Source organism: Roseinatronobacter monicus (assembly GCF_006716865.1).
Classification (GTDB): Bacteria; Pseudomonadota; Alphaproteobacteria; order Rhodobacterales; family Rhodobacteraceae; genus Roseinatronobacter; species Roseinatronobacter monicus.
The window spans coordinates 2,853,800-2,877,264 of the sequence record NZ_VFPT01000001.1 but is presented as its reverse complement, the minus strand read 5'-3'; the positions used below and the strand labels follow the sequence as shown (position 1 = coordinate 2,877,264).

General features: G+C 59.1%; 19 protein-coding genes and 1 tRNA gene. 12 read left to right on the top strand and 8 right to left on the bottom strand.

Annotated elements, in window-relative coordinates; genetic code table 11:
• Position 1 precedes the first annotated feature (1 nt).
• A complete protein-coding gene (locus BD293_RS13695; protein WP_170207144.1) occupies positions 2-1,648 on the top strand; it encodes a response regulator in 1,647 nt (548 codons plus the stop codon).
• 183 nt (positions 1,649-1,831) lie between these two features.
• Complete coding sequence (gene betC / locus BD293_RS13690) at positions 1,832-3,352, top strand: choline-sulfatase (RefSeq protein ID WP_142082587.1); 1,521 nt, start codon at positions 1,832-1,834, stop codon at positions 3,350-3,352.
• Positions 3,353-3,866: 514 nt separating this feature from the next.
• Here betC and BD293_RS13685 read toward each other — a convergent pair.
• Positions 3,867-3,956 (bottom strand) — tRNA-Ser (locus BD293_RS13685).
• A gap of 216 nt (positions 3,957-4,172) precedes the next feature.
• On the opposite strand from BD293_RS13685, the gene BD293_RS13680 reads away from it, so the two are divergent.
• On the top strand, positions 4,173-5,021 hold the full coding sequence (locus BD293_RS13680) for a DUF2059 domain-containing protein (RefSeq protein ID WP_142082584.1): 849 nt from the start codon (positions 4,173-4,175) through the stop codon (positions 5,019-5,021).
• Between the two features lie 26 nt (positions 5,022-5,047).
• Here BD293_RS13680 and argE read toward each other — a convergent pair whose 3' ends face one another.
• From argE to BD293_RS13655, 5 genes are all read right to left on the bottom strand, one after another.
• Entirely contained in the window at positions 5,048-6,238 is a 1,191-nt protein-coding gene (gene argE, locus BD293_RS13675) for an acetylornithine deacetylase (protein WP_142082582.1), read from the bottom strand.
• Positions 6,239-6,291: 53 nt separating this feature from the next.
• Positions 6,292-8,112 carry a Na/Pi cotransporter family protein gene (locus tag BD293_RS13670; protein ID WP_142082581.1) on the bottom strand — a complete coding sequence of 607 codons (1,821 nt, stop codon included), beginning with the start codon at positions 8,110-8,112 and terminating at the stop codon, positions 6,292-6,294.
• 110 nt (positions 8,113-8,222) lie between these two features.
• Positions 8,223-8,894: an SOS response-associated peptidase gene (locus tag BD293_RS13665; RefSeq protein ID WP_142082579.1), complete on the bottom strand. Its 672-nt coding sequence runs from the start codon at positions 8,892-8,894 to the stop codon at positions 8,223-8,225.
• A 12-nt stretch (positions 8,895-8,906) separates the two neighbouring features.
• Complete coding sequence (locus BD293_RS13660) at positions 8,907-9,809, bottom strand: DMT family transporter (protein ID WP_142082577.1); 903 nt, start codon at positions 9,807-9,809, stop codon at positions 8,907-8,909.
• 89 nt (positions 9,810-9,898) lie between these two features.
• Entirely contained in the window at positions 9,899-10,303 is a 405-nt protein-coding gene (locus BD293_RS13655) for a PaaI family thioesterase (protein WP_142082576.1), read from the bottom strand.
• Between the two features lie 86 nt (positions 10,304-10,389).
• Between BD293_RS13655 and deoA the strand changes: the two genes are divergently transcribed.
• The 7 genes from deoA (at position 10,390) to BD293_RS13620 (ending at position 18,932) form a co-directional block, all read left to right on the top strand.
• Positions 10,390-11,700: a thymidine phosphorylase gene (gene deoA, locus BD293_RS13650; RefSeq protein WP_142084601.1), complete on the top strand. Its 1,311-nt coding sequence runs from the start codon at positions 10,390-10,392 to the stop codon at positions 11,698-11,700.
• Between the two features lie 83 nt (positions 11,701-11,783).
• Positions 11,784-13,961 (top strand): excinuclease ABC subunit UvrB, encoded by a 2,178-nt coding sequence (gene uvrB, locus BD293_RS13645; RefSeq protein ID WP_142082574.1) that lies wholly within the window; start codon positions 11,784-11,786, stop codon positions 13,959-13,961.
• A gap of 115 nt (positions 13,962-14,076) precedes the next feature.
• Positions 14,077-15,105 carry an OmpA family protein gene (locus BD293_RS13640; protein ID WP_170207143.1) on the top strand — a complete coding sequence of 343 codons (1,029 nt, stop codon included), beginning with the start codon at positions 14,077-14,079 and terminating at the stop codon, positions 15,103-15,105.
• 131 nt (positions 15,106-15,236) lie between these two features.
• Positions 15,237-15,710 carry a putative pterin-binding protein gene (locus BD293_RS13635; protein ID WP_142082570.1) on the top strand — a complete coding sequence of 158 codons (474 nt, stop codon included), beginning with the start codon at positions 15,237-15,239 and terminating at the stop codon, positions 15,708-15,710.
• A complete protein-coding gene (locus BD293_RS13630; protein WP_142082568.1) occupies positions 15,707-17,071 on the top strand; it encodes a sensor histidine kinase in 1,365 nt (454 codons plus the stop codon). The genes BD293_RS13635 and BD293_RS13630 overlap by 4 nt, the downstream gene beginning before the upstream one ends.
• Positions 17,068-18,021 (top strand): response regulator, encoded by a 954-nt coding sequence (locus BD293_RS13625; RefSeq protein ID WP_211841030.1) that lies wholly within the window; start codon positions 17,068-17,070, stop codon positions 18,019-18,021. Before BD293_RS13630 ends, BD293_RS13625 begins: the two co-directional genes overlap by 4 nt.
• A 191-nt stretch (positions 18,022-18,212) precedes the next feature.
• Positions 18,213-18,932 (top strand): Crp/Fnr family transcriptional regulator, encoded by a 720-nt coding sequence (locus BD293_RS13620; RefSeq protein ID WP_142082566.1) that lies wholly within the window; start codon positions 18,213-18,215, stop codon positions 18,930-18,932.
• On the opposite strand, the gene BD293_RS13615 is transcribed toward BD293_RS13620, so the two are convergent.
• On the bottom strand, positions 18,899-19,285 hold the full coding sequence (locus BD293_RS13615) for a hypothetical protein (protein ID WP_142082564.1): 387 nt from the start codon (positions 19,283-19,285) through the stop codon (positions 18,899-18,901). The genes BD293_RS13620 and BD293_RS13615 overlap by 34 nt on opposite strands.
• Positions 19,286-19,766: 481 nt before the next feature.
• Between BD293_RS13615 and BD293_RS13610 the strand changes: the two genes are divergently transcribed.
• Complete coding sequence (locus BD293_RS13610) at positions 19,767-21,047, top strand: PQQ-dependent sugar dehydrogenase (protein WP_142082563.1); 1,281 nt, start codon at positions 19,767-19,769, stop codon at positions 21,045-21,047.
• 137 nt (positions 21,048-21,184) lie between these two features.
• Positions 21,185-21,874 (top strand): c-type cytochrome, encoded by a 690-nt coding sequence (locus tag BD293_RS23130; RefSeq protein WP_246086304.1) that lies wholly within the window; start codon positions 21,185-21,187, stop codon positions 21,872-21,874.
• A 503-nt stretch (positions 21,875-22,377) separates the two neighbouring features.
• Here the strand turns inward: BD293_RS23130 and BD293_RS13600 are convergent.
• Positions 22,378-23,175, bottom strand: a complete 798-nt coding sequence (locus BD293_RS13600) for a potassium channel family protein (RefSeq protein ID WP_246086303.1) — start codon at positions 23,173-23,175, stop codon at positions 22,378-22,380.
• Between the last annotated feature and the right edge of the window lie 290 nt (positions 23,176-23,465).

Genomic DNA, 23,465 nt, shown 5'->3' with positions numbered 1-23,465 from the left:
CATGCCCCAGCAACAGGGACTGATGCCCGTTGGCCTGTCGCTGTCGGATGAAGATATGGCAAGGCTTTTCCCTGCCTATCTCAAGCTCGACGCCCAAGGCCGCATAGCCGAGGCTGGCCCTTCCCTGCTGCGCCACATCGGAACAGAGCTTCTGGAGCGCGACTTTTTTGACTGCGTGACAATCGAGCTGCCATCCACTGTCCGTTGCATAACGCAATTGCGCCAGCACCGCCGCGCCGTCATCTTGCGACTGAGGGGGCGCGCGGCCCTGCGATTGCGTGGTCTGGTGCTTGATCGTGGGGAACATATCTGGCTGTTGCTTGGCCATATCCCCGACCTTGGAGAGCGCGAGAGCACGCAGCAGTTGCGTATCGCAGATTTCTCGCCGACTGACGGAACGCTGGATATGATGCTCGCGGCCGAAATGCGCTCTGGTTTGCTTGCCGAAACGCGCGCGCTTGCCGCCGCGCTGGATGAACAGCGCAAACAGGCAGACGCAGCCAACCGTGCAAAAAGTGCATTCCTGACCACAATGAGTCACGAAATCAGGACGCCCATGAATGCTGTGCTGGGCGTTGCGGGTATCCTTGCCGATACTGACATCACGCCAGAACAACGGGAATGGCTGGATGTCATGATGGATTCAGGGCGCTCGTTGATGGAGCTGTTGAACAACATTCTTGATCTGTCAAAAATCGAGTCCGGCTCGATGGAGATTAACCCGGAAGAGTTTGATCTGCGCGCATTGGTCAAGTCGGTGCAAGCGCTCTATGCGCCGACCGCCGCGGCCAAAGGTGTCACGACCGAATTGGCGATCAATCTGGAGGGGACATTCTATATTGGCGACCCCGTGCGTATTCGTCAGATACTTTCAAACCTCTTGGGTAACGCGACAAAATTCACCGAGGCGGGGCAAATCACGGTAAATGTCGGGGACCGGACCGAAGGGGATATCCGACTGTTGGAGATGTCGGTGCACGATACGGGGATCGGGATTTCTGCCGAAGCCATCTCGCGGCTGTTCAATGTCTTCTCACAAGCTGACAGCTCGACCACCCGACGCTACGGGGGCACAGGGCTTGGATTGTCGATTTCCAAACTTCTGAGCGAACAGATGGGCGGTGAAATCACAGTTGAAAGTCGTCTTGGCCGTGGTTCAACCTTTACCACCCGCATACCCATAGCGTTGGCCCAGCCCGATGCGAAACCCCAGCAAAAGGCAGTTGCCCACCCGGAAGAGAAAGCCTCTGGTCCGCGTCATGTGTTGATTGTCGATGACAATTCAACCAACAGAATGATCCTGTCGCATTACCTGCGCCGTCTTGGTCACAGCTTTGACGTTGCCGCAGATGGGCAGCAAGCGCTGGCCGCATGGGAAGCGCAAGAATACGATGTGGTTGTCATGGATATCGAAATGCCCGTGCTGGATGGGCTGGAAGCGACGCGCGAACTCAGACGTCGGGAGAACGCCGCCGTACGCCGCTACACCCCGATTATCGCCCTGTCTGCCGATGCCATGATCGAGAAACGCGAGACTGCGTTGAGCGTCGGCATGGATGACTATCTGACCAAGCCGGTGGGGCCAAAGGAAATCGAGGAAAAGATACAGATCATCTGCGCGCGCACACACCCAAAGAAACAAGGGTAAAGACCAAAGCACATGCCGCGCACAACTGGTGCTGCAGCACCGCGCGCATGTTGCAAGTGTCATGGCAAATCCGACAGCTTCGGTGTAAAAGCCTGCTATGTTCGGCGCTGGTGCAGCCCGAGGCGGAAAATTCAGTGCCTTGGCGATTGGCAGACTGAAAATTGAACTCAGAAGGAAACTGTCATGACCCATGATCGCGCAAGGCCAAACATCCTGATCGTGATGGTGGATCAGTTGAACGGCACGCTGTTTCCTGACGGACCCGCCGAATGGCTGCATGCGCCCAACCTCAAGGCGCTGGCGGCCCGGTCTGCGCGCTTTGCCAATGCCTACACGGCCTCACCGCTCTGCGCGCCGGGGCGGGCGAGTTTCATGTCAGGGCAGTTGCCCAGTGCCACGCGGGTCTATGACAATGCGGCAGAATTTGCCTCCAGCATCCCGACCTATGCCCACCATTTGCGGCGCGCGGGCTATTATACCTGCCTGTCGGGCAAGATGCATTTCGTGGGCCCCGATCAGTTGCACGGGTTTGAAGAACGTCTGACCACCGATATCTACCCTGCCGATTTTGGCTGGACGCCGGATTACCGTAAACCCGGCGAGCGGATTGACTGGTGGTATCACAATATGGGGTCGGTTACGGGCGCAGGCGTTGCCGAAATCAGCAACCAGATGGAATATGATGACGATGTTGCGCATCATGCGGTATCGAAGATTTATGATCTGGCACGCGGGGCCGATGCGCGGCCATGGTGTCTGACAGTCAGCTTCACCCATCCGCATGACCCGTATGTGGCGCGCAAGAAATACTGGGATCTCTACGCCGATTGCGCCCATCTGGTGCCTGAGGTCGCGCCAATCCCTTACGCGCAGCAAGACCCCCATTCAAAGCGGATCTTTGACGCCAATGACTGGCGGTCCTATGATCTGACACCGGACATGGTGGCCCGCGCGCGGCGCGCTTATTTCGCCAATATCTCTTATCTGGATGACAAGATTGGCGAGGTTCTGAGCACGCTGGAGGCAACACGCCAGCAAGCCGTGGTGGTTTTCGTCAGCGATCACGGCGATATGCTGGGGGAGCGTGGCTTGTGGTATAAAATGAGCTTCTTTGAAGGCTCAGCCCGCGTGCCCCTGATGATCGCGGCGCCTGACATGGCGACAGGCCGGATTGATGCGCCTGTCAGCACGATTGATGTCTGCCCGACATTATGCGCCCTCGCGGGTGTCAGCATGGCAGAAGTCATGCCGTGGACCACCGGCGAAAGCCTTGTGCCGCTGGGGCAAGGCGTGGCGCGCACCAGCCCAGTGGCCATGGAATATGCTGCTGAAGGGTCAGAGGCACCTTTGGTTTGCCTGCGCGACGGGCGCTGGAAATACACCCGCTGCATGCTCGATCCGGAATTGCTGTTCGATTTGCAGGCAGATCCGCAAGAGCAGCGCAACCTTGCCGATGACCCGGTGCATCAAGCCGCCTTGGCCAGCCTGCGTGCCAAGTCCGAGGCACGCTGGGATCTGGCCCGCTTCGATGCCGAAGTGCGCGAAAGTCAGGCCCGCCGCTGGGTCGTCTATGAGGCGCTGCGGCAAGGCGGCTACTACCCGTGGGACTTCCAACCGCTGCAAAAAGCGTCAGAGCGCTACATGCGCAATCACATGGACCTCAACATCCTCGAAGACAGCAAACGCTTCCCGCGCGGCGAATAACCCGCCGGATAAGGGTAGGGCGCGCGGAACCGCCGCCGCCGTTGCCCGCGCGCGCGGCAAGATGCGATCCGCATGCCCGACGGGCGTCAATCGTGCGCACGGTTGGTCACAGTCGGATACACACTTGGGATAGGCGCGAGGCGATCCAGCAAGGCAGGACGCGCCCCATCAGCTTTCTGTGGGTCGCCCGAGGCAAACGGCAAGGCCAGGACGATTGGGCATCCTTTCGTTGCTGGCGCGACGTAGGCCGTGCCGCCATGTGCCGCGGCGATGGTGCGCAAGATAGCCAGCCCAAATCATAAACCGCAACAAAAATGGTTTCGGGGAAACGCGCATAGGTTCTTCTGGCGCGTCTGTGCCAAAGGTAATGCGCGACCGCGCGGCCCTGCCAGCCACAGGATGAAACGAGAGGGGCGTATTGGACTTCACGCGGTTTAAGCGTTTTTTCTATGTGGGGCTTAATGTGGGGTAAGTTTCAAGATAGCCTATTTTATCTAACGATATCAATGGCCAGTGGCGGAGAGACAGGGATTCGAACCCTGGGAAGGCTTTCACCCTCAACGGTTTTCGAGACCGCCCCGTTCGACCACTCCGGCACCTCTCCTCAGGACAGGTCGATAATATCTTGCGTTTGGGGGTGCAAGCGAAATCATCATGGGTTCTGCGCATCTTCCTATCGCATTTTCATGGTCAGGTCGTGTAGCAGCGCCAAGCTTTTTTGCAGAGGCGCTACATGACGGTGATACGCGCGCGAAAGTGTTTGGCTTCCGCATCGCTGGTTTAATATGGTCGCCTGAATCGAATAGAACCGGATCTGATCATGCACCCTGTCCTGCTGCGAACCGCTGTCATTTTTTTGACCAGCTTTTTTGTTATTCTGTCATCTCTGCGCATTGCGGGCGCGGAGGATGTGTCGCGCGCCTATCTGTTGCCAGAGTTGTTCGACATCATGGCCAGTGAGGGGCGCAGTTCCGTTCTGGCAGAGGGGGCAGTGCCCTTGCAGGGGCGTGCGCTTGCTGATTTTGAACGCGATGTCGCACGGATTTACGACCCCGTCACCATGCACGATGCTTTCGTGTCAACGCTGCTGTCAGAGTTGGAGCCTGTGCCGGAAGTCCTTGAAGATGCCCTTGATTTTGCGCAAACTGACCTTGGCAAACGGGTTCTGAGGCTGGAAATCTCTGCCCGAGAGGCCATGTTGGAGGACGAAGTGGATCAAGTCGCGCGGATTGCCCTGCAAGAGGCGCGCGAGGCAGATGACGATACGCAGGAAGCGGCACGTCTGGGGATGGTTCGCGCGCGTGTGGATGCGAATGATCTGACCGAACTGAACGTCTCGTTGGGGCTGAACACCAGTTATGCCTATTATCAGGGCATGATGTCCGAAAGCGCTGTGAACGGACTGGATTCCGAACAACTGCTATATCTGGTCTGGGCGCAAGAGCCTGAAATCCGCCTTGATATCGAGGACTGGATCGAATCCTACTTCATGATGGCGTATCAACCGCTCAGCGATGATGAATTGCAGATCTACATCGACTACGCATCCTCGCCGCTGGCACAAGGGTTCAACCGTGCGATGTTCCGCGCGTTTGACGCCTTGTTCACAGATATTTCGGTGTCTGTCGGGCAGGCCTTGGGGCGGCGTCTGACGGGCGAAGACCTGTAGCACCTGCTGCACTGGCTGGACTATGCTCAGGCGACAGGTCCGCGCTCAAGGCGTTGGGCCAGCCGGTCCAGCATTTGCAGGCACAGTGCAAGCTGGTCCTGTTCCAGATATTCATCCGGTTTATGCGCCTGTGCGATGGCGCCGGGGCCGCAGATCACCGAAGGAATGCCGATGGTCTGGAACAGCCCCGCCTCGGTGCCGAAGGGGACCAAGCCTGCGCTATTCGCGCCCGTCAGCGCCATGACCAGATCGCGGGACGGGTTGACGTGTTCGGGCAACAGGCCAACGACTTCGGCCACGACGTCGGTGTGAATATCGGCCTGCGCATGGGTGGCGCGCATCGCGGGCAGTAATTCGTCCCGCACCAATTGCTCCAACGCCGCTTTCACGAAATCCGCGTCCGATTGCTGCACCGGGCGCATTTCCCACTCCAGCCGCGCCTTGCCCGGAATGACGTTATGGGCCATGCCGCCTGTCAGCAAACCCATGTTGATCGTTGTGTGGGGGGGATCAAAGGGGCAATTGGCAGGCGCGCGCGCCTTCAACTCCGCGCGCAGCTCCACCAGCTTCATCATGAAACGCGCAGCATATTCGATGGCATTGACGCCCAGATCAGGGGCAGAGCCGTGCCCTTCCAAGCCCGTGAACCATGTGGTGTATTCAAAGCACCCTTTATGGCCGTCAATCACCTGCATCAATGACGGCTCGCCAATAATCGCGGCGGCGGGACGGATGCCGCGTTCTTGCAGCGATGCGGTCAGGGCTTGCGCGCCAAAACAGCCAATTTCCTCGTCATAGGTAAAGGCGAAATGAACAGGGACCGCCAGCTTGCGCCGTGCAAATTCGGGCGCCATCGTGACGCAGGCGGCGACAAAACCCTTCATGTCGCAGGTGCCACGCCCATACAGTTTGCCATCGCATTCGGTCATGGTGAAGGGGTCTGTGCTCCAGGGTTGGTCGGCCACAGGCACCACATCCGTGTGGCCAGACAGGATGACACCGCCGTCACATTCTGGTCCGATGGTGGCAAAGAGGTTCAGCTTCTCGCCGGTCACGTCTGCTTCGGTCCAGAACCGCGCCCCGCTGTCATGCAGGCAATCGGCCAAATACTCGGTGATGGCGCGATTGCCATCTGCCGAGATGGTGGGGAAAGCAATCAGTTCAGCCAGCAGGGCCTTGCAGCGCTTCAGCCTGTCACCATCCAGCGTTTTGGTCATGCACAGCCTCGTAATTTCTGACACTCAAGCGCTATCGGGATAGGGTTGCCGCGTCAATCAGCGGGTGTCGCAGGGGATGTCGGCTGTGTGTCATGCGCCAGCGCATCAGTCACCCCCACGCTTTCGGGTTTGGGGGCGTCCGTGGGCAGATAGATCAGTTGCGCGGCATCCAGCAGGGCGCGCATGGCCTCGAACGCATAGCCGGAATCGTTGAGAAACGAGGTCGCATCCGCAGCGGTAATACGCCGTGTCTGCAAAGCGCCCTCGACCCGCTGCGACGCTGCGCGCCCCTCAATGTCCAGTGCTGCGCGTTCCTCTTCCATCCAGAGCGCGGGTCGTGCGTCGGGGGTGGCCTGTGCGATATGCGCGATTTCGACCAGAATTTGCGCAATCTCCTGACGCAAGCCGTCGTAAAGCTGCGTGATCTCGCCATGTGGGACGGTGGTGAAGCGCTGGGTATTGTCGCGCATATGCTTGATTGCCTTGACCGCGCGCACGACAGCGCCTGCTGCATCGCGCAGTTCCTGCAATCGGGTCACTGTTGCTTCGGGCAACGCAAGTGTCGCCTTTTGTGCCGCAAATTCCACAATCGCCGCGTGCAGGCTTTTGACCTTGTCGTCATAGCGGCGCTCGAAATCCAGCATGATCGGATCGTTGGAGCGTGTGACCGTCACGGCGATATCCTTGGACTGGGTCAGATCCTCCAGCCGCAAGTTCAGCCCTTCGCAGATCAGATGCGCGGCGTTCTCGTATAGGTGGCGCAATTCATTGCCAAGCGCGGTCAGGATCGGTGCCGGAAACGTGCCGAGGTCGGCTGTAATGTAGCGGGGTTTGCTGACATTGGGTGCAGGCGACGCAATGCGACGTTCCAGAAAACGCAGCAGCCGCGCCATCAGCGGCACCATGATGGCGATGCCCAGCAGGTTGAACAAAGTGTGGAACACTGCCAGCCGCAGCGCGAAATCATCTGCGCGTATACCCAAAAGGTCACTGATCAGATCGACGGACTGGCGCAACGGCACGATCAGCACCAGCGCCGTGATCGCAGTGACGAAGTTGAAGATCAGATGTCCCAGCGCCAGCCGCTTGCCCTGATAATTTGCCGAAGCGGCCCCGATCAGTGCTGTGACCGTCGTGCCGATATTGGCGCCAATCGCAACGGCCAGCGCGTTGTCATAGCCGATCTGCCCTGTCACCAGTGCCGTGATGACCAACAGCATCGTGGCATGGCTGGATTGCATGACCACGGTCGCCGCCGCCCCCAGCAAGGTGTAGACCGCCAGCCCGACCAACCCGGTCAGTGCCAGTTGCGCCAGATCGAAGCGGGCGCTGAACGCGTCGAAGCCATCCTTGATAAACGCGATCCCCAGAAAGATCAGCCCGATGCCCAGTATAACCTGTCCCGCCCCGCGCAAGCTTGCGCCGCGTTGAAACATCAGCACTGCGCCTAGCGCCAGCATGGGCATGGCATAGCGCGCGATATCGACCTTCACGCCCACCCCCGCGATCAGCCATGCGCCCGTTGTCGTGCCCAGATTAGCCCCGAAGATAATGCCCATACCCGCCTGAAGCGTGATCAGCCCCGCGCTGAGAAACGATATGGAGATGACCGACACGAGCGAGCTGGATTGCGTCAGCGAGGTTGCCAGCACGCCAAAGCCCATCGCACGCGGCAAAGTGCCTGTGGTGCGTGCCAAAAGGCGCTCCAGCACGCTGCCCCCCAGCGCCTTGAACCCGTCTTCCAGCATCATCATGCCAAGGAGGAACAGCGCGACCCCGGCTGCGATCTGCTGGAAATCCGCACTCAACCAGAATGCCAGCAGCAATATGCCAAGGATCAGGCCCAGTTGAAATTTTGCGGCGTAGCGTGTCATGGATTATGGTGTCCCGGCGCGGCCAGCATGCCTTGCGGGCAGCACTGCCATAACCCAGATGTAGCGTGAGACAGGGGCGCAATGCTACTGCTTTTCACCTGCGCCGCCGCTTATCCGCCCGGATCGAACGGCTCGATCAGCTCTGGCCCCTCGGCACGGTTGGAATTTACGCGCGGGTGGACGCGAAAAAACTCCAGCGCGTCTGCGGGCGCGGCTTGCATCAGTTGTGCCGCGCCATGACCTGCCTCGCCCAGCCAAAGCGGCCAGTCAGCTTGGCGCACGATCACAGGCATACGGTGATGGATTTGCGCCATTTCGGTATTGGCGGCACATGTCACAATGGCGCAAGTGACAAGGCGGTGGCCGTCCTTTTCCCATACCTGCCAGACACCTGCAAAGGCCAGCATGTCGCTGTGTTGCGGTCGGATATACCAAGGCAGGCGTGCGCCCTCCGCATCTTTGGTCCACTCATAAAAACCCGAAGCCGGTATCAGGCAGCGCCGCTTGCGCGCGGCATCGGCAAAGGCGGATTTGCTGGCAATCGTTTCGGCGCGCGCATTGATCAGCAGGGGGCCATCATTCTCTGCCTTGTACCAGTGCGGCACGAAGCCCCAGCGCATTGGCCCCATATGGCGCGCACCCTCGCGGCTGATGACCGTTGCCACTGGTTGCGTGGGACAGATATTGAAACGCGGCACAGGCGGCAGATCATTCGCGGGCTGCGCGTGAAAGGCACGGGCCATCGCGTCATTGGGCAAGGTGATGGCAAAGCGTCCGCACATAGGCGGAATATATCAGGCAGCGGCGCGCGCTTGAACCCCTTTGCGCCGTGCCACCATCAGCCCTGCAATGATGATTGCAAGCGCCAGAATGAACCGGCCCGGCAATTCCTCAGACAGCACCACAACCCCCAGCAGCACTGACCAGACCGGCACATGATAATTGACCTGTGACAGAAAGCTCGGCCCGGCACTGCGGATAATTCCCACCAGCAAAAGCGTGGCAAAGCCTGTGGGCAACAGCCCAAGATACAAAAGTGCCAGCGCTGGCCGGATTTCTGGCAGGGGCGGCACGCCGTCGCTGACCAGCGCTGTGGGCAGCATGATCGCGGTTGCGACCCAAAGTGCGAGCACGCCAAACCCGACCGGATGCACATCGGGGCAGCGCCGCGTCAGGATCGCGCCGACCGCATAGCTGAGCGCGGCGGAAAGGCAGCCAAGACGGGCGAATGCCTCGAACTCTGAACCAGAGGCCGCAAAAGCCCCCGGACCGATCAGAACCCCGACACCGATCAGCCCCAAGACAAAACCGATTGCCTTTTGCCGTGTCAGCCCTTCGCCAGAGATCAGGAAATGTGCAAGTCCGATAACGAACAGCGGAATCGCCGCCATGGTGATCCCTGCAAAGCCGGAGGTGACATGTTGCTGCGACCAGCCCAACAGAAAGAACGGCAATGCGTTGGAAAACACGCCCATCCCCGCGGCATAGATCAGAATCGCGGGCGACATGCGCAGCCGGACGCCCATTGCAATGGCGATGGCAGATAATGTCACCGCCCCAATCAGAATGCGCCCCGCTGCGACCCAGATAGGCGAGACCCCTTCCAGCGCAATCGCAACGCCGGGAAATGATGCGCCCCAGATCAACCCGAGCGCAATCAGTCCTATCCAGTTTCCCAATGTCGGGCTTGTCGGCATTCCAGCACCCCTTGACCGTCGGCACAGGACGGAAATTTTATTGAACGTGTGTATTATTTGGCCGTGTCGGACTTGTCCAGAGGGGGCTGTCACACGCCAATCATTGTGCCTTGCAGCAAGGCGACGTTCTTGCGCGTCTCACCAGTCAGCGCCACCACTTCGGCACGCACGATGGTCAGGCGGCGGCCCGCGCGCACCACCTCGCCCACCGCGTGCAACATGTCGCCCATCGCAGGGGAGAGCAGGTTGATCTTCATTTCAACGGTCATCACCTCCTGTCCTTCGGGCATCAGGCTCAGGGCTGCGTAGCCTGCCGCTGAATCCCCTAGTGTAAAGGCCACGCCCGCATGGGCCGCACCATGCTGTTGCTGGAACCCCGCTAACAAGGGCGCATGAATGACACACCGCCCCGCACCCACCTCTATCAGGCGGGCTTGCAGGCTGGTCATCATGCTTTGGCGGGCAAAACTGTCGGCGATGCGCGGGTCGATCATTGGGCCCCCTTTTGGCAAACAATCTTGCGTTTGCGCGCGCGAAAGGCAAGGCTGAGTGTCAGCCCCTGCCACAGGTGACACAGATGATGCTGTATCAGGAACTCATTCGGCGCAAACGCGATGGCGCCCCCCTTAGGCGCGACGAGATCGCCGCGCTGGTGCAGGGCATGACGGATGGCAGTTTAAGTGATGCGCAACTGGGCGCTTTTGCAATGGCGGTCGTGCTGAATGGCATGGCGTTGCCCGAACGCGTGGCCCTGACCGAAGCCATGCGCGATTCCGGCGATGTGCTGCACTGGGACAAAGGGCCGGTTCTGGACAAGCATTCCACCGGCGGTATCGGCGATACAGTATCGCTGATGCTGGCCCCCGTGCTAGCGGCGTGCGGGGCCGTGGTGCCCATGATTTCGGGCCGGGGCCTTGGGCATACAGGCGGCACGCTGGACAAGCTGGAGGCGATACCGGGCTATACCACCGCGCCGGACTTGGCCCTGCTGCGCAAGGTTGTGGGCGATGTCGGTTGTGCCATTATCGGCCAAACAGGCCAGCTTGCGCCCGCAGACAAGCGGTTCTACGCCGTGCGCGATGTCACGGCGACGGTGGAATCACTCGATCTGATAACCGCCTCGATCCTGTCCAAGAAACTGGCGGCGGGGCTGGATGCGTTGGTTTTGGATGTCAAATGCGGCAATGGCGCGTTTATGGCCGATCTGGCGCAGGCGGACGCGCTGGCGCAGGCACTGGTCGCGGTTTCAAATGGGGCAGGGTGCCGCACAACCGCGCTGATTACCGATATGAACACCCCGCTGGCACCTGCGGCGGGCAACGCGCTGGAAGTGGCGCTCGCGCTGGACTTTCTGACCGGGAGCGCAGTGCCGGCCCGCCTGTGGGAGATGACATGTGCGCTGGGCGCGGAAGGGCTGGTGCTGGCGGGTCTGGCACCGGATGCCGCGCACGCGCGCGCTATGGTCGAGCGGGCCTTGCACTCTGGCCGTGCGGCGGAGTGCTTCGGGCAGATGGTGGCAGCGCTTGGCGGGCCGCGCGATCTGCTGGAGCGTCCCGCCAGCTATCTTGCGTCCGCCCCTGTGACGGTTGAGGTGACCGCCCCCCAAGACGGTGTGATCGCGGGCCATGACACGCGCGCCATCGGGATGGCGGTCATCGCGCTGGGTGGCGGCAGGCGACAGCCGAGCGACAGGATTGACCCGCGCGTGGGCTTCTCGGATATTGCACCCGAAGGCGCGCGCGTCACACGGGGCAGCGCAATTGCGCGCGTCCATGCCGCAGATGACGCCGCAGCCCGGCGCGCTGCTCAGGCATTTCAGGCTGCCTGCCAGATCGGCGCATCTGCCCCGGATCGACCCTTGATCCTGCGCCGCGTTGGCTCACATGGCTAATCCTCAGCACGCTTTGCCGCATTCAGCCTTGAACACCGCGCATGAAAGGCCAACTATGCGCAGTGCCCTGAATTGGTGAGTCCATGCCCCACAACAATCTGAACCTGCCTGCCCAACGCCCCGATGTTCTGACCCGCCCCAAGCTGGAAGGCGGCAGGAAATTTCGCATGGCCAGCCCGTTCCAGCCCGCAGGCGACCAGCCCACCGCCATTGCGGAACTGGTCGAAGGCGTGCGCGCGGGCGAGCAGAATCAAGTGCTTCTGGGGGCCACAGGCACTGGCAAGACCTACACCATGGCCAAGATCATCGAGGAAACCCAGCGCCCTGCGATCATCCTTGCACCCAACAAGACGCTGGCGGCGCAGCTTTACGGCGAATTCAAGGGCTTCTTTCCCGACAATGCGGTCGAATATTTCGTCAGCTACTATGACTACTACCAGCCCGAAGCCTATGTCGCCCGTTCCGATACCTACATCGAGAAGGAATCCCAGATCAACGAACAGATCGACCGGATGCGTCACTCGGCCACGCGCGCACTTCTGGAGCGCGACGATGTGATCATCGTGGCCTCTGTCTCGTGCATCTACGGCATCGGCTCGGTCGAGACTTACTCGGCCATGACACAGGATTTCAAGAAGGGCGAAAGCTATAACCAGCGGCAGGTTATGGCGGAGCTGGTGGCCCAGCAATATCGCCGAAATGACGCGGCCTTTCAACGCGGGTCATTCCGCGTGCGCGGAGATGTGATCGAGCTGTGGCCCGCCCACCTTGACGACCGCGCATGGAAATTATCGTTTTTCGGCGAGGAACTGGAGGCGATAACCGAGTTTGACCCCCTCACAGGTGCGAAAACTGACAGTTTTGAGCAGATCAGGCTCTATGCCAACAGCCACTATGTCACGCCGCGCCCGACCATGCAGCAGGCGGTCAAGGGCATCAAATGGGAATTGCAGACACGGCTGGACCAGTTGATCGCCGAGAATAAATTGCTCGAAGCGCAACGACTGGAACAGCGCACGAAGTTTGATCTGGAAATGCTGGAAGCAACTGGCGTGTGCAACGGGATCGAGAATTATTCCCGCTATCTGACAGGCCGCGCACCGGGCGAGCCGCCGCCCACTTTGTTCGAATTCATCCCCGACAACGCGATTGTCTTTGCTGACGAGAGCCATGTGTCGGTGCCCCAGATTGGCGGCATGTATAAGGGCGACTTTCGGCGCAAGATGACGCTGGCCGAACACGGCTTCCGGTTGCCAAGCTGCATGGACAATCGCCCCCTGAAATTTGAGGAATGGGACGCGATGCGCCCACAATCCGTGTTCGTATCGGCCACCCCTTCGGCATGGGAGTTGGAACAATCGGGGGGTGTTTTCACCGAACAGGTCATCCGCCCCACCGGCCTGATCGACCCCGAGGTGGAAATCCGCCCTGTCCAGATGCAGGTCGATGATCTGTTAGATGAAATTCGCAAGGTGGCGGCGCGCGATCTGCGTGTGCTGTGCACTGTCCTGACCAAACGCATGGCCGAAGACCTGACCGAATACCTGCATGAACAGGGCATTCGCGTGCGCTATATGCACTCTGATATCGACACGATTGAACGTATCGAAATCCTGCGCGACCTGCGGCTGGGCGCGTTTGATGTACTAATCGGCATCAACCTGCTGCGCGAGGGGCTGGATATTCCCGAATGCGGGTTGGTTGCTATTCTGGACGCCGATAAGGAAGGGTTCCTGCGCTCGGAAACGTCGCTGATCCAGACCATCGGGCGTGCCGCGCGCAACTCCGATGGCCGCGTTATCATGTATGCCGACCGCATCACCGGTTCGATGGAGCGCGCGCTGAACGAGACAAACCGTCGCCGCGAAAAGCAGGTCGCCTATAATCTTGAGCATGGGATCACACCCCAGACCATCCGCAAGAATGTTGAAGATGTGATGGCTGGCATGTGGCAGGGCGATACAGACATGGCCCGCGTTACCGCCCAGATTGATAAAGTGAAACCCGGCGCGAACCTGCAAGCACATCTGGAAGGGCTGCGTACGGATATGCGCAAAGCTGCCGAGAACCTTGAATTTGAAGAAGCCGCCCGCTTGCGCGATGAGGTGAAGCGCCTTGAAGCGGTCGAACTGGCCATTGCAGATGACCCGCTGGCGCGGCAATCCGCCGTAGAAGAGGCCGTCGACCACGCCGTCAAGCCGCGCTCGACCGCCGGGCGTCCGGGGCAGCGCGGCGGTGTGAAGCGGCGCAGCAAGCGCTGACAGACTGCCGCGACATATGACACGCTGATTGGCTTTCCCCCTCTGTTCAGAGGGGGAAGTGCAGGCGCGCGATGGCTAAGCTCCGCATCACCGCAATTTTATAGGGATGGTGCGTATGTCCAGGACTCTGGTCAATTTTATGATGGGCCTTTGGCTGATATTCTCGGTCGGGGCGGTATCGCAACCCGCTTCGGCGCAACCGGCAATCGAGGATGCCACACCGCACCCGATGGTGCCGCTGCCCGCTGATGGGTACATCACGCTGGATGAGTTTACGGATTTTGCAGTGATGGAATTTCCGGCCAGCCCCGGTGACAGGCGCAGCGGGTTTGACGAGACGGTGGAAGTCGAGGGTGCCTATCGCAAAATGGAATACGCGGTCGAGGGGCTGGAGCTGTCGCTGATCCGCTTGTACCGGGGGTATTTGCAGCATTTTGAAAGCGGCGGGTTCGAGGTCATTTTCTCCGGCATTGGGGAAGAGTTGAGCGGGCGCGATGGATATAGTTTCATCACCTATGAAAGCGGCTTCTTGTCGCGCACGCCCAGCACGGCCTCTGGCACCGTGGCTTATATTCTGGCACGCAGCCCGGATGAGCAGACCGTCCTCGCATTGTCATTCTACGCGCGCCAGAATGCACGCCGTATGCTGATAAATGCCATCGAGATAGAGGATATGGCCCCGCTGGACCTGTTTGCGCCAGAGCCAGAACCAGAGCCGGAACCCGAAGCCGAGACACAGCCTGATGTCGCGTTGATCCAGCAAGATATCGAAGAGTTGGCCTCGGGGCTGGTTGCGGATGGGCGTGTGATCGTCAAAGCGATCCTGTTTGAATTTGACCGCGCCGATATCCTGCCCGAATCTGCCGAAGCGTTGGCCACTGTGGCCGAATTGCTGCGCGGCCGCGCGGATCTCAAGCTGTTGGTCGTCGGTCATACCGATGGGGTGGGCAGTTTCGATTATAACCTGCGGCTGTCGGTCGACCGTGCCCAAGCTGTCGTCGCATGGTTGCGGGACCGCCACAGCATCGAGGGAAGCCGCCTGCGCGCGGCTGGCGCTGGCCCAATGTCCCCCGTCACAACCAACCGCACAGAGGCAGGACGTGCCGAGAACCGGCGTGTCGAACTGGTGGAAGTGATCGACTGATATACGGTCAGGTGGCTGGCCCCAGCTTGCCCTTTCTGTCTGAAGGGGCAAGCAAACTATACTTTTGGGCGCGAATCTGATTTCCTTGGCGAACTGCGACAACCCAAAATCTTGAAAGTTGGAGACCGCGCATGCCCACGCTACGATCAGGTGTTTTCTGTCTGGCGCTCTTGTCCGCCCCGATAGCCATTGCCGCCGACCAGCCGATCCTGACCCTGACAGGGGCGGTACAAGATGCACCACTGACCCTGTCACGCGATGATCTGCTGGAATTGCCGCAGCATGACCTTGTGACCTCGACCACGGTTACCGACGGGACACCGCATTTCGAGGGGTTTTTGATCCGTGACCTGCTGGCCGCCCATCAGGCCGAGGGAGAGGTTGTGGTTGCGCGCGCGCTGAATGACTACCAGATGGAAATTCCGCTGTCCGATTTCGAGGAATTTGACGTTATCGGTGCCTTGTCGATGGATGGCGCACCCCTCAGCCCGCGCGACAAGGGGCCGATCTGGATCGTCTACCCGCGCGACGATCACCGCGAGTTGCAAGATATCCGGTATGATACACGGTGGGTCTGGCAACTTGTGTCGCTGCATGTGCAATGACACAGCACAGCGCACCCTCCCAACAAAGCACATGGGCGCTGTATGCGCCCTTTGTTCCTGTGCTGCTGGTGTTTCTGGGGTCGCTGGTTTTCGCTTTGGCAAAATCCTCTGCGCTTGAACGGGATATGCGGATTGCGGTGACACAAAACATGCTTTGGGTCGTCAGCCAGACCCAGATGGAACTGATGGCCCTGACCCTTGCCACATCCCCCTCAGACCGTGACGCGGGCAGGATCGCGCAGCGCTTTGATCTGACCTTGTCGCGCCTGAATCTGCTGCAACAAGGACCGCAAGCGCGCTATCTGGAAGATTTGGGCCATCTGGAAACGGTGCAGGGCATGACCGCCGCGCTGCTGGCGCTGGACCCGCAGGAAAATGGCAACCGGCCCGAACTTTACGCTGATTTGTTTAGCCTGAGTGAAAGCTTGCATCCGGAAGTGAACCGTATCGCCAATGACGTCATGACAACCGATTGGGACAAGGCGGCGGCGCGTCTGGATGCTTATCGTGCCACGCAGCGGTTGATCATTCTTGCTGTGGCCTTTGCCTTTCTGGTGGCCTTGGCCATCTCTTGGATCATGCTGCGCAACCAACGCAAGTTGCACCTGACCGAGCTGCGACATTTGCGGGCGTCCAGTTTGCTGGAGCAGGAACGCGACATATCCTCGATGTACAGGGATTTTGCGGCCCTTGTGTCGCATCAGTTGCGCACCCCGCTCAGCCTGATCGACAGCGCGATGCACCGGCTGGCCCGCAAGGGGGATGACGTCACCGCCAAGGATGTCACGGAACGGCGGGTGATCATCGGTGATGCCATCGGTCGGCTGACCCGGTTGGTCGATACTGTCTTGCTGCTGGCCAAACTGGACAATGACCAGCTAGAGGCGCGGTTCTCACCCATAGCGATGAACGCGGTTGCGCAGGGCATCGTGGACGAGGCGCAAGCCCGCCATCCGCAGCGCGTTTTGCGCCTGTCCTCCACCGATGGCCCGCTGATGGCGCGGGGTGATCTGCATCTTGCGGGGCATATCATCGACAATCTGGTGTCGAATGCGATCAGATACAGCGATGCTGACAAACCGGTAGAGCTGCATGTCTTTGCGCAAGGGTTTGAAGTGGCATGTGCGGTCACCGATCTGGGGCAGGGGGTCGCGCCCTGCGATCAGCCGCATCTGTTCAACCGCTATTACCGTGGACATGCGCAAAAGGCGGGCGATGGCACGGGGTTGGGATTGGCGCTTGCGCAGGAATTGGCACGGTTTCAGGACGGGCGCATCAGCTTTGAAACATGGCCGGGCAAGGGCTCGGTCTTTACGCTCTGGCTGCCTGTCGCCAGACAGGCAGAGCAGGTCGCATCATGACGGATGCCCCCCTGATCCTGTGTTGCGAAGACGAACCGCAGCTTCTGTGCGACATTACAGATGAGTTGCAAGCGGCTGGATACCGGGTGGCGGGGGCATCCAATGGCGTAGAATTGCTGGAGCAGTTGGAAAGTTGCACGCCGGATCTGCTGTTGTGCGACATTATGATGCCGGGGATCGATGGCTATGGGGTGCTGGCGCGGCTGCGCCGTGATCACCCCCATCTGGCACATGTTCCGCTGGTGTTTCTCTCGGCGCTCTCAATGACCGAGGCGGTTATTCGCGGCAAGCGCGCTGGCGCAGACGACTATCTGACAAAGCCGATAAATTATGATTTGCTGCTGTCCACAATCGAGGCACGCTTGCGCCAAAGCACGCAGGCCCGCGCGAATATGCTGTGCGTCACCGGGATTGGCCAGCATCTGTTCAATACACTGTCCGTGGGTGTGGTGGCCTTCAAGCCCGATGGAACGCTGATCAAGGCCAACCCGTCTGCGGATCAACTGTTGTCCGATCCCGACAAAGACCTGTGCCGCACGCTGGTCGAGCCTGTCCGACGGCTGGGCGCACGGGCGCGCGCGGGGGTCGACGAAAGCCTGTCCTTGCTGCTGGAAGACACGACAGAGCGTCTTGCCCAGATACATTCCTGCCCTGCTTGCCCGCAGACTGGCACGCCTGCAATGGTCATTGTATTTCTGACTGACCCCGCATCGCGGGTGCCCCTGTCGGCGGCTGCACTGGATGCGATGTTCGGACTAACCCCGACCGAGGCGCGCGTGGTGCATCATCTGGCGCTTGGCGCGCGCCCCGAGGATATTGCACGCAAGATGCGCGTTGCGACAACAACCATCGCCTTTCATCTGCGCAATGCGTTTGCCAAGACCGGCACCCATCGGCAGGCAGAACTTGTCGCCTTGGCCCTGTCGCTGCCGGTTCGGGAAAGCAACTGACCCTTGCTCTGAAAGGGTGCAAACTGTGCTGTACGACATGACACATGCCCTGAAGTGCTTGAATGGGAAAAATCATATTGTAGCCTTTGCCATGGCCTTTCTTTCGGTCATGATGCGCCCAGCCAATAGCCACATGGGCCGCCGCCGAATTGTCGGCTTTGGCGGCGCTCCGACAAAAAACAGGATGTCCCATGCACCCTTGTGAAACCTGCGCGTTGCGCAAAAAAGAGCTGTTTAGCCCCTTCAGCGAATCCGACCTGAAGTTCATGAAGGAATTTCGGACGGGCGATGTAACCCTACAGGCAGGCGAAATACTGCACAATGAGGGTGACGAGAACGCTTTTTTCTATACCGCAAAAGAAGGTCAGGGCGCACATTTCAAGCATTTGGCCAATGGCGACCGGCAGCTTGTCAATTTCATCTTTCCCGGTGATGTGGTCGGGCTGCAAGCGCTGTTATCCGGTGCCGCAGCGACCACAGCAATCGCTGCCAGCCCGATGCTGCTCTGTCGGTTCCACAAACACAAACTCGCGGCTTTGTTCCGCGACAACCCTGAACGGGCTTATGCGCTGACATGGATCTCGGCGGTCGAGCAACATTTTCTTGGCGAAACCATCGCAACGCTGGGCCAGCGCAGTGCCGCGCAGCGGATGGCATGGGCTTTGTTGAAAATTCATACGCGCTTGTCGGCTGTCGGTTTGGCGCCAAACGGGGTGGCGGCTTTTCCGTTCAAGCAACGCGATCTGGCTGATGCTTTGGGACTGTCACTCGTTCATACGAACAAAACACTGGCCAAATTGCGCCCCTATGTCACGTGGGACCATGGCGAGCTGCATGTCTTTGACAAGAACGTTCTTGCCGATATCGCGCTGACCGATCACGAGGCCCCGCAGCGCCGCCCGCTTTTGTGAGGGGCGCGAAACGACGCGATAGCCCCTTCCAGATCTTCAGTGAAAAACGGCAGCGTCAGAACAGGATAGTCCAGCACCGGATCGGTTGGTGACAGGTTGTCGTGCAACAAAACCGTCTTTGTTTTGAGACCATCCAATGCGGTCCGCAAGGCACTTGGGGCAAATTCTTCTGGTGCGGCCTGTACCAAGGCATAGGCCACACGCGCATCTATCGGAAGTTGCGTTAGCATAACCATCGCCTCGTCTATAGAGCCGGCCACCAGCGGCACACCAAGGCCAAGCTGCTCCAGCGTGGTCGAGATATCTTTCGCCACCAGCGGAACATTGACACAGACCAGAAAGAACTTCTGCATAAAAAACACTACCCTATTGTTACATGGTATATGTCTAGCCGGAATAGGGCACTGGCGCTATAATCTGTGACATACAGCGCATAATTTCGCTGCACCACCCTTGGCGCGCCTCGCAAGAGCTTACTCTCTGTACTGTGCTGGCTGCAATAAAACATATAATATTCGGATATTAAGGCGAAAATTCCGTGTTGCGCTGCCCTTTGTGGCGGGGGCGGCGTGCGGTTGCAACCTGTCCTGATTGCGCGCGGTCCGGCTGATCACAAAAACTCTATGCGCGGGTTTGACTGGTCCAATATCCGGTGGCGGGGGCAGGTATGCGCGGTGAGTCCTTTTGCAGTAAATTCCGTTGAACAAAAAAATATGGAACGAAATGCCCGTTTCCTGCGTTCACCAAGAAGGTGGAGGAGGGAGTTTACCAGTATTGTGCCTGCCACCTGCGACAACTTGGGGGTGATCGCCCCAAATTAGGGAGGACTCTTGAATGACACGTTTTGTGACAAGATTTCAAGCTGGTGCGGTGCTGGCGTCTGCCGTTGCTGCCGTAAGCGCGACAGCCGCACTTTCGGACAGCCACGCACCAGAACTGAGTTATACCACAGTGCTGTCTGGGCTGGCAGATCCGTGGGATATGGCCTTTTTGCCTGATGGGACCATGTTTTTCACCCAGAAATGCGACGGCCTGTCAGTCAAGCTGCCAGATGGTGAGGTGAATCACCTTCTGGGTATGGTCGATTCCGAAGGGTATGACAGCATGGCCGATGACCTGTTCTGCGAAGGGCAAGCCGGGATGATGGGTGTCGCTGTCGACCCGGAATTTGACGACAACCGCTTGCTATATGTCTACTCCACATCCAGCATGACCGAACCCGGCACCAACCGCCTGATGCGCTTCACGGTCAGCGACGATTTGACCGGTGTGGCGGACCGCACTGACCTGATCGACAACGTGCCCTACAAGCCCGAGGAGAGTGACCAACCCTTTGGCGGTCCCGGCGCGCATAATGGGGGGCGCCTTCGCTTTGGTCCTGACGGGTATCTTTACCTGACAACGGGCGACATTCACGGGGCCGAAGTGCCACAAAGCCCGACATTACTGGGTGGCAAAGTGCTGCGGATTGACCGTGATGGCAACGCAGCCGAGGGCAACACCCCCCCTGAGGGTTTTGATCCGCGCATCTTTACCTATGGCCATCGGAATGTGCAGGGCATCGCTTTCCACCCGGAAACGGAGCAGCCCATCGCAGCGGAGCATGGACCGTGGCACTCTGATGAAATCACCGCACTGGTGCCCGGCGGCAATGGCGGGTGGGACCCGCGCCCCAATATGGCCGGGCGCGGTGATTGCCCCGACGGCTATTGCGGCTACGAGCCCGGCCAGATGGATGCAATGGACCCCGAAGAGCGCGCGGCCTATATGCCGATGACCGATTTCGAGACATATCCAGACGCCATGCCGCCCGCTTGGGACAATTATGGTCTGTCGCAGGGCATGACCGCCAATGAGTTCCTGACAGGCGAGCATTGGGGCGAATGGGAAGGCCGTATGGTTGTCGGTTTCATGGGCATCGGGTTCGGGGATACCCCGGTCGGGCAGCGGATCGACGTGATCGACATTGCCGAGGATGGTTTGTCGGTCAATGACGTCAGCGAGATAGACCTGCCGATGGAGCGGGGACGTTTCCGCGCGCTAGAGCAGGGGCCGGATGGTGCCCTTTACGCCGCTATCGATGAAGGTGAGATTTACCGCATCGTTCCTGAGTGAACCTTCTACAGCCGCGCTTGCTGTCGTGTGCTCTTGCATTCGCGCAGCGATAAGCCAAGCGCGAGGGCATATCCTGCAAGCAATCCATTGCTTGCAGGAACCACACTATTGACCCGTAAACCAAGGGATTCCGCGTCATGAAAACTCTGACCAGTGCATCCGCCGCGATCATTCTGGCACTGCCCGCATTCGCCACCGATATCACCACGATTGATGTCGCCGAAAGCGACGAGTTCGGACATTACCTGACAGATAATCTTGGCAGGCCGGTATATGTTTTCTCGACTGACACACCAGCATCAGACGATGCGCAGGCGCAGATTTCGTGCATCACCAGCGCGTGCCGCGACGCATGGGCCTTGGTGACAACCACTGGCGATCCACAAGCGGGAGAAGGCGTTGACCCCGCGCTGCTGGGCATGACGCAAGTCAACGCGCAGACATTTGTGACCTATGAAGGATGGCCGCTCTATTACGCCGTACACAATAAGGGCGCTGAGATGCCGCATGACAGCCGAGTTGAAGCCTTCGGCGGGGAGTGGACCCTTGTCGCGGCGGATATGCAGGCCGATCACGGGGATATCGAAGCGGGACAGACGCTCTATGCTGCGCAATGCGCGCAATGCCATGGGCGCACAGGACGCGGCATGGCAAGTTTTCCGTCAATTACCGGCCAGGATGCAGACTATATCTCTGACATGCTCATGCGGTACAGGGCGGGCGAAACGATAGGGTCCAACACCGCCCTGATGCGGCCAGTTGCGGCAGAGTTGTCTGACACTGACATCGCCGATCTCGCGGCATATATCTCGGCTGAATTTCAGTGAACGCGGCCCAACCAAACCGCACGCGCGGTTTGGCGGTCAAGTGGCTGCATCACTTTCAAAAAGAAAGAATGGTGAGCGATAACGGATTTGAACCGCTGGCAGTTCGAGCAAAAACAATTAGTTATGGGAGATGTTGTAACAGAGTGACGGCCTTGAAAATGACTAAATGACGTAACTTCAACTTCAGTCGGGGTAGTCAAGAACGAAGCCTCGCCCTTTCCGTGATAGAGTAAAGTGTGTGCAGCACCTTGTTTATTCAGTGTGTGCCTCCAGATTGGTCGGGTTGCATGGGAGGTTGCCGGTCTGGCGCAGTTCAATCGTTGACGCACTAAATCGGCTTTTGCGCGTCAGCCGAGTGCGGGGCGCACAACGCAAACCTAATAATACACACGTCATGGTATACGATGCCGGCGGGTGGGGGCATCCACCGCATCAGTTCAGTTCATTGTCCATTCTTGGCCTCCTCTCGTTGTTCTACCTTGTCTCCGCTAATCGACCGCGTGCTATTGCCCCTCAGTTTCAATCTTCACTTCTGCCCCGCAATGCTTACAGTGAATGGCATCATGATCATGCAGCAGCAACCCGCAGGTTTCGCACTTCTGCCGCACCTTTGAGGGCTGAAAAACCGATTGCAACAGATGCAGGAACAACCCCACACCGACGATCAGGATGGCGATTGACAGCCATTTCCCAGAGGTGCCCACCAGTACGATATCGCCAAAACCGGTGGTCGTAAGGGCTGCCATTGTGAAGTAAAGCGCATCAAGCCAGGTGGTGATTCCGGGATTGATGCCCTTTTGCAGGGCATGAACAAAACCCGACACGACAAAGATGAAGACCAGAAGGTTGACAGCGCGCTGGACCAACTCTTCATTTCGTTTGAAAACTCTGCTGTCTGCGCGCAATTCCTGTAGCACGCGATAGGAGCGCGCGACGCGCAGTGCGCGCAAGACCCGCAAGAAAGCAAAGTCACCAAAAACCAGCGGTGCAATCAGGCTGAGAATCACAATGATATCAGCCCAATGGAACGGATTGCGCAAGACAAAGGCGCGTGTGCTGGACGATATGAGCCAGCGCGCAGAAAGGTCCGCAATCAGGATCGCAGCAAGTAGAAGGTCAAGCGCAACATAGCTGCGCTCCACCCCCAAGGCGCTGGTCAGAACATAGCTCCCGATCACGACCAGATCGAATGCCAGTAGGACAAGCCGGAACCGCAACCCCGCTTTTGTGCGTCCGTGATAGAGTTTATCCACACGCGCACGCAGCGTCTCCGCCCGGTTCGAGGCTCGTTCCTTCGGCACTCACGTTCTCCTCAGGTTCTTTGCCGATCGTTCGCCATGATGCGCTGTCCTAGCCGTTGATAATACAAACGAAGGGCATGAATGCCACCCATGTTGCAGAATTTGATTGCGATGCAGGCGTGGGTTGCGGCGCGGGCAATCAGCCGTCGAAGGGAGGACGGGTGGCCTTTCCTATTTTCCCGTTCCGATACGAAAACTCACCACATAATATCAAGGCAAAAAAGCTGGGAGCGCTCGACCGCCTTGGCGTGATACTCGGGTTAGTCGGCGCGCCGAATGGCATGGAGAAT

Excerpts from the sequence above, each read along its gene's own strand:
- BD293_RS13695 (WP_170207144.1), top strand. The coding sequence starts at position 2 with ATGCCCCAGCAACAGGGACTGATGCCCGTTGGCCTGTCGCTGTCGGAT.
- betC (WP_142082587.1), top strand. The coding sequence starts at position 1,832 with ATGACCCATGATCGCGCAAGGCCAAACATCCTGATCGTGATGGTGGAT.
- BD293_RS13680 (WP_142082584.1), top strand. The coding sequence starts at position 4,173 with ATGCACCCTGTCCTGCTGCGAACCGCTGTCATTTTTTTGACCAGCTTT.
- argE (WP_142082582.1), bottom strand. The coding sequence starts at position 6,238 with ATGACCAAAACGCTGGATGGTGACAGGCTGAAGCGCTGCAAGGCCCTG.
- BD293_RS13670 (WP_142082581.1), bottom strand. The coding sequence starts at position 8,112 with ATGACACGCTACGCCGCAAAATTTCAACTGGGCCTGATCCTTGGCATA.
- BD293_RS13665 (WP_142082579.1), bottom strand. The coding sequence starts at position 8,894 with ATGTGCGGACGCTTTGCCATCACCTTGCCCAATGACGCGATGGCCCGT.
- BD293_RS13660 (WP_142082577.1), bottom strand. The coding sequence starts at position 9,809 with ATGCCGACAAGCCCGACATTGGGAAACTGGATAGGACTGATTGCGCTC.
- BD293_RS13655 (WP_142082576.1), bottom strand. The coding sequence starts at position 10,303 with ATGATCGACCCGCGCATCGCCGACAGTTTTGCCCGCCAAAGCATGATG.
- deoA (WP_142084601.1), top strand. The coding sequence starts at position 10,390 with ATGCTGTATCAGGAACTCATTCGGCGCAAACGCGATGGCGCCCCCCTT.
- uvrB (WP_142082574.1), top strand. The coding sequence starts at position 11,784 with ATGCCCCACAACAATCTGAACCTGCCTGCCCAACGCCCCGATGTTCTG.
- BD293_RS13640 (WP_170207143.1), top strand. The coding sequence starts at position 14,077 with ATGTCCAGGACTCTGGTCAATTTTATGATGGGCCTTTGGCTGATATTC.
- BD293_RS13635 (WP_142082570.1), top strand. The coding sequence starts at position 15,237 with ATGCCCACGCTACGATCAGGTGTTTTCTGTCTGGCGCTCTTGTCCGCC.
- BD293_RS13630 (WP_142082568.1), top strand. The coding sequence starts at position 15,707 with ATGACACAGCACAGCGCACCCTCCCAACAAAGCACATGGGCGCTGTAT.
- BD293_RS13625 (WP_211841030.1), top strand. The coding sequence starts at position 17,068 with ATGACGGATGCCCCCCTGATCCTGTGTTGCGAAGACGAACCGCAGCTT.
- BD293_RS13620 (WP_142082566.1), top strand. The coding sequence starts at position 18,213 with ATGCACCCTTGTGAAACCTGCGCGTTGCGCAAAAAAGAGCTGTTTAGC.
- BD293_RS13615 (WP_142082564.1), bottom strand. The coding sequence starts at position 19,285 with ATGCAGAAGTTCTTTCTGGTCTGTGTCAATGTTCCGCTGGTGGCGAAA.
- BD293_RS13610 (WP_142082563.1), top strand. The coding sequence starts at position 19,767 with ATGACACGTTTTGTGACAAGATTTCAAGCTGGTGCGGTGCTGGCGTCT.
- BD293_RS23130 (WP_246086304.1), top strand. The coding sequence starts at position 21,185 with ATGAAAACTCTGACCAGTGCATCCGCCGCGATCATTCTGGCACTGCCC.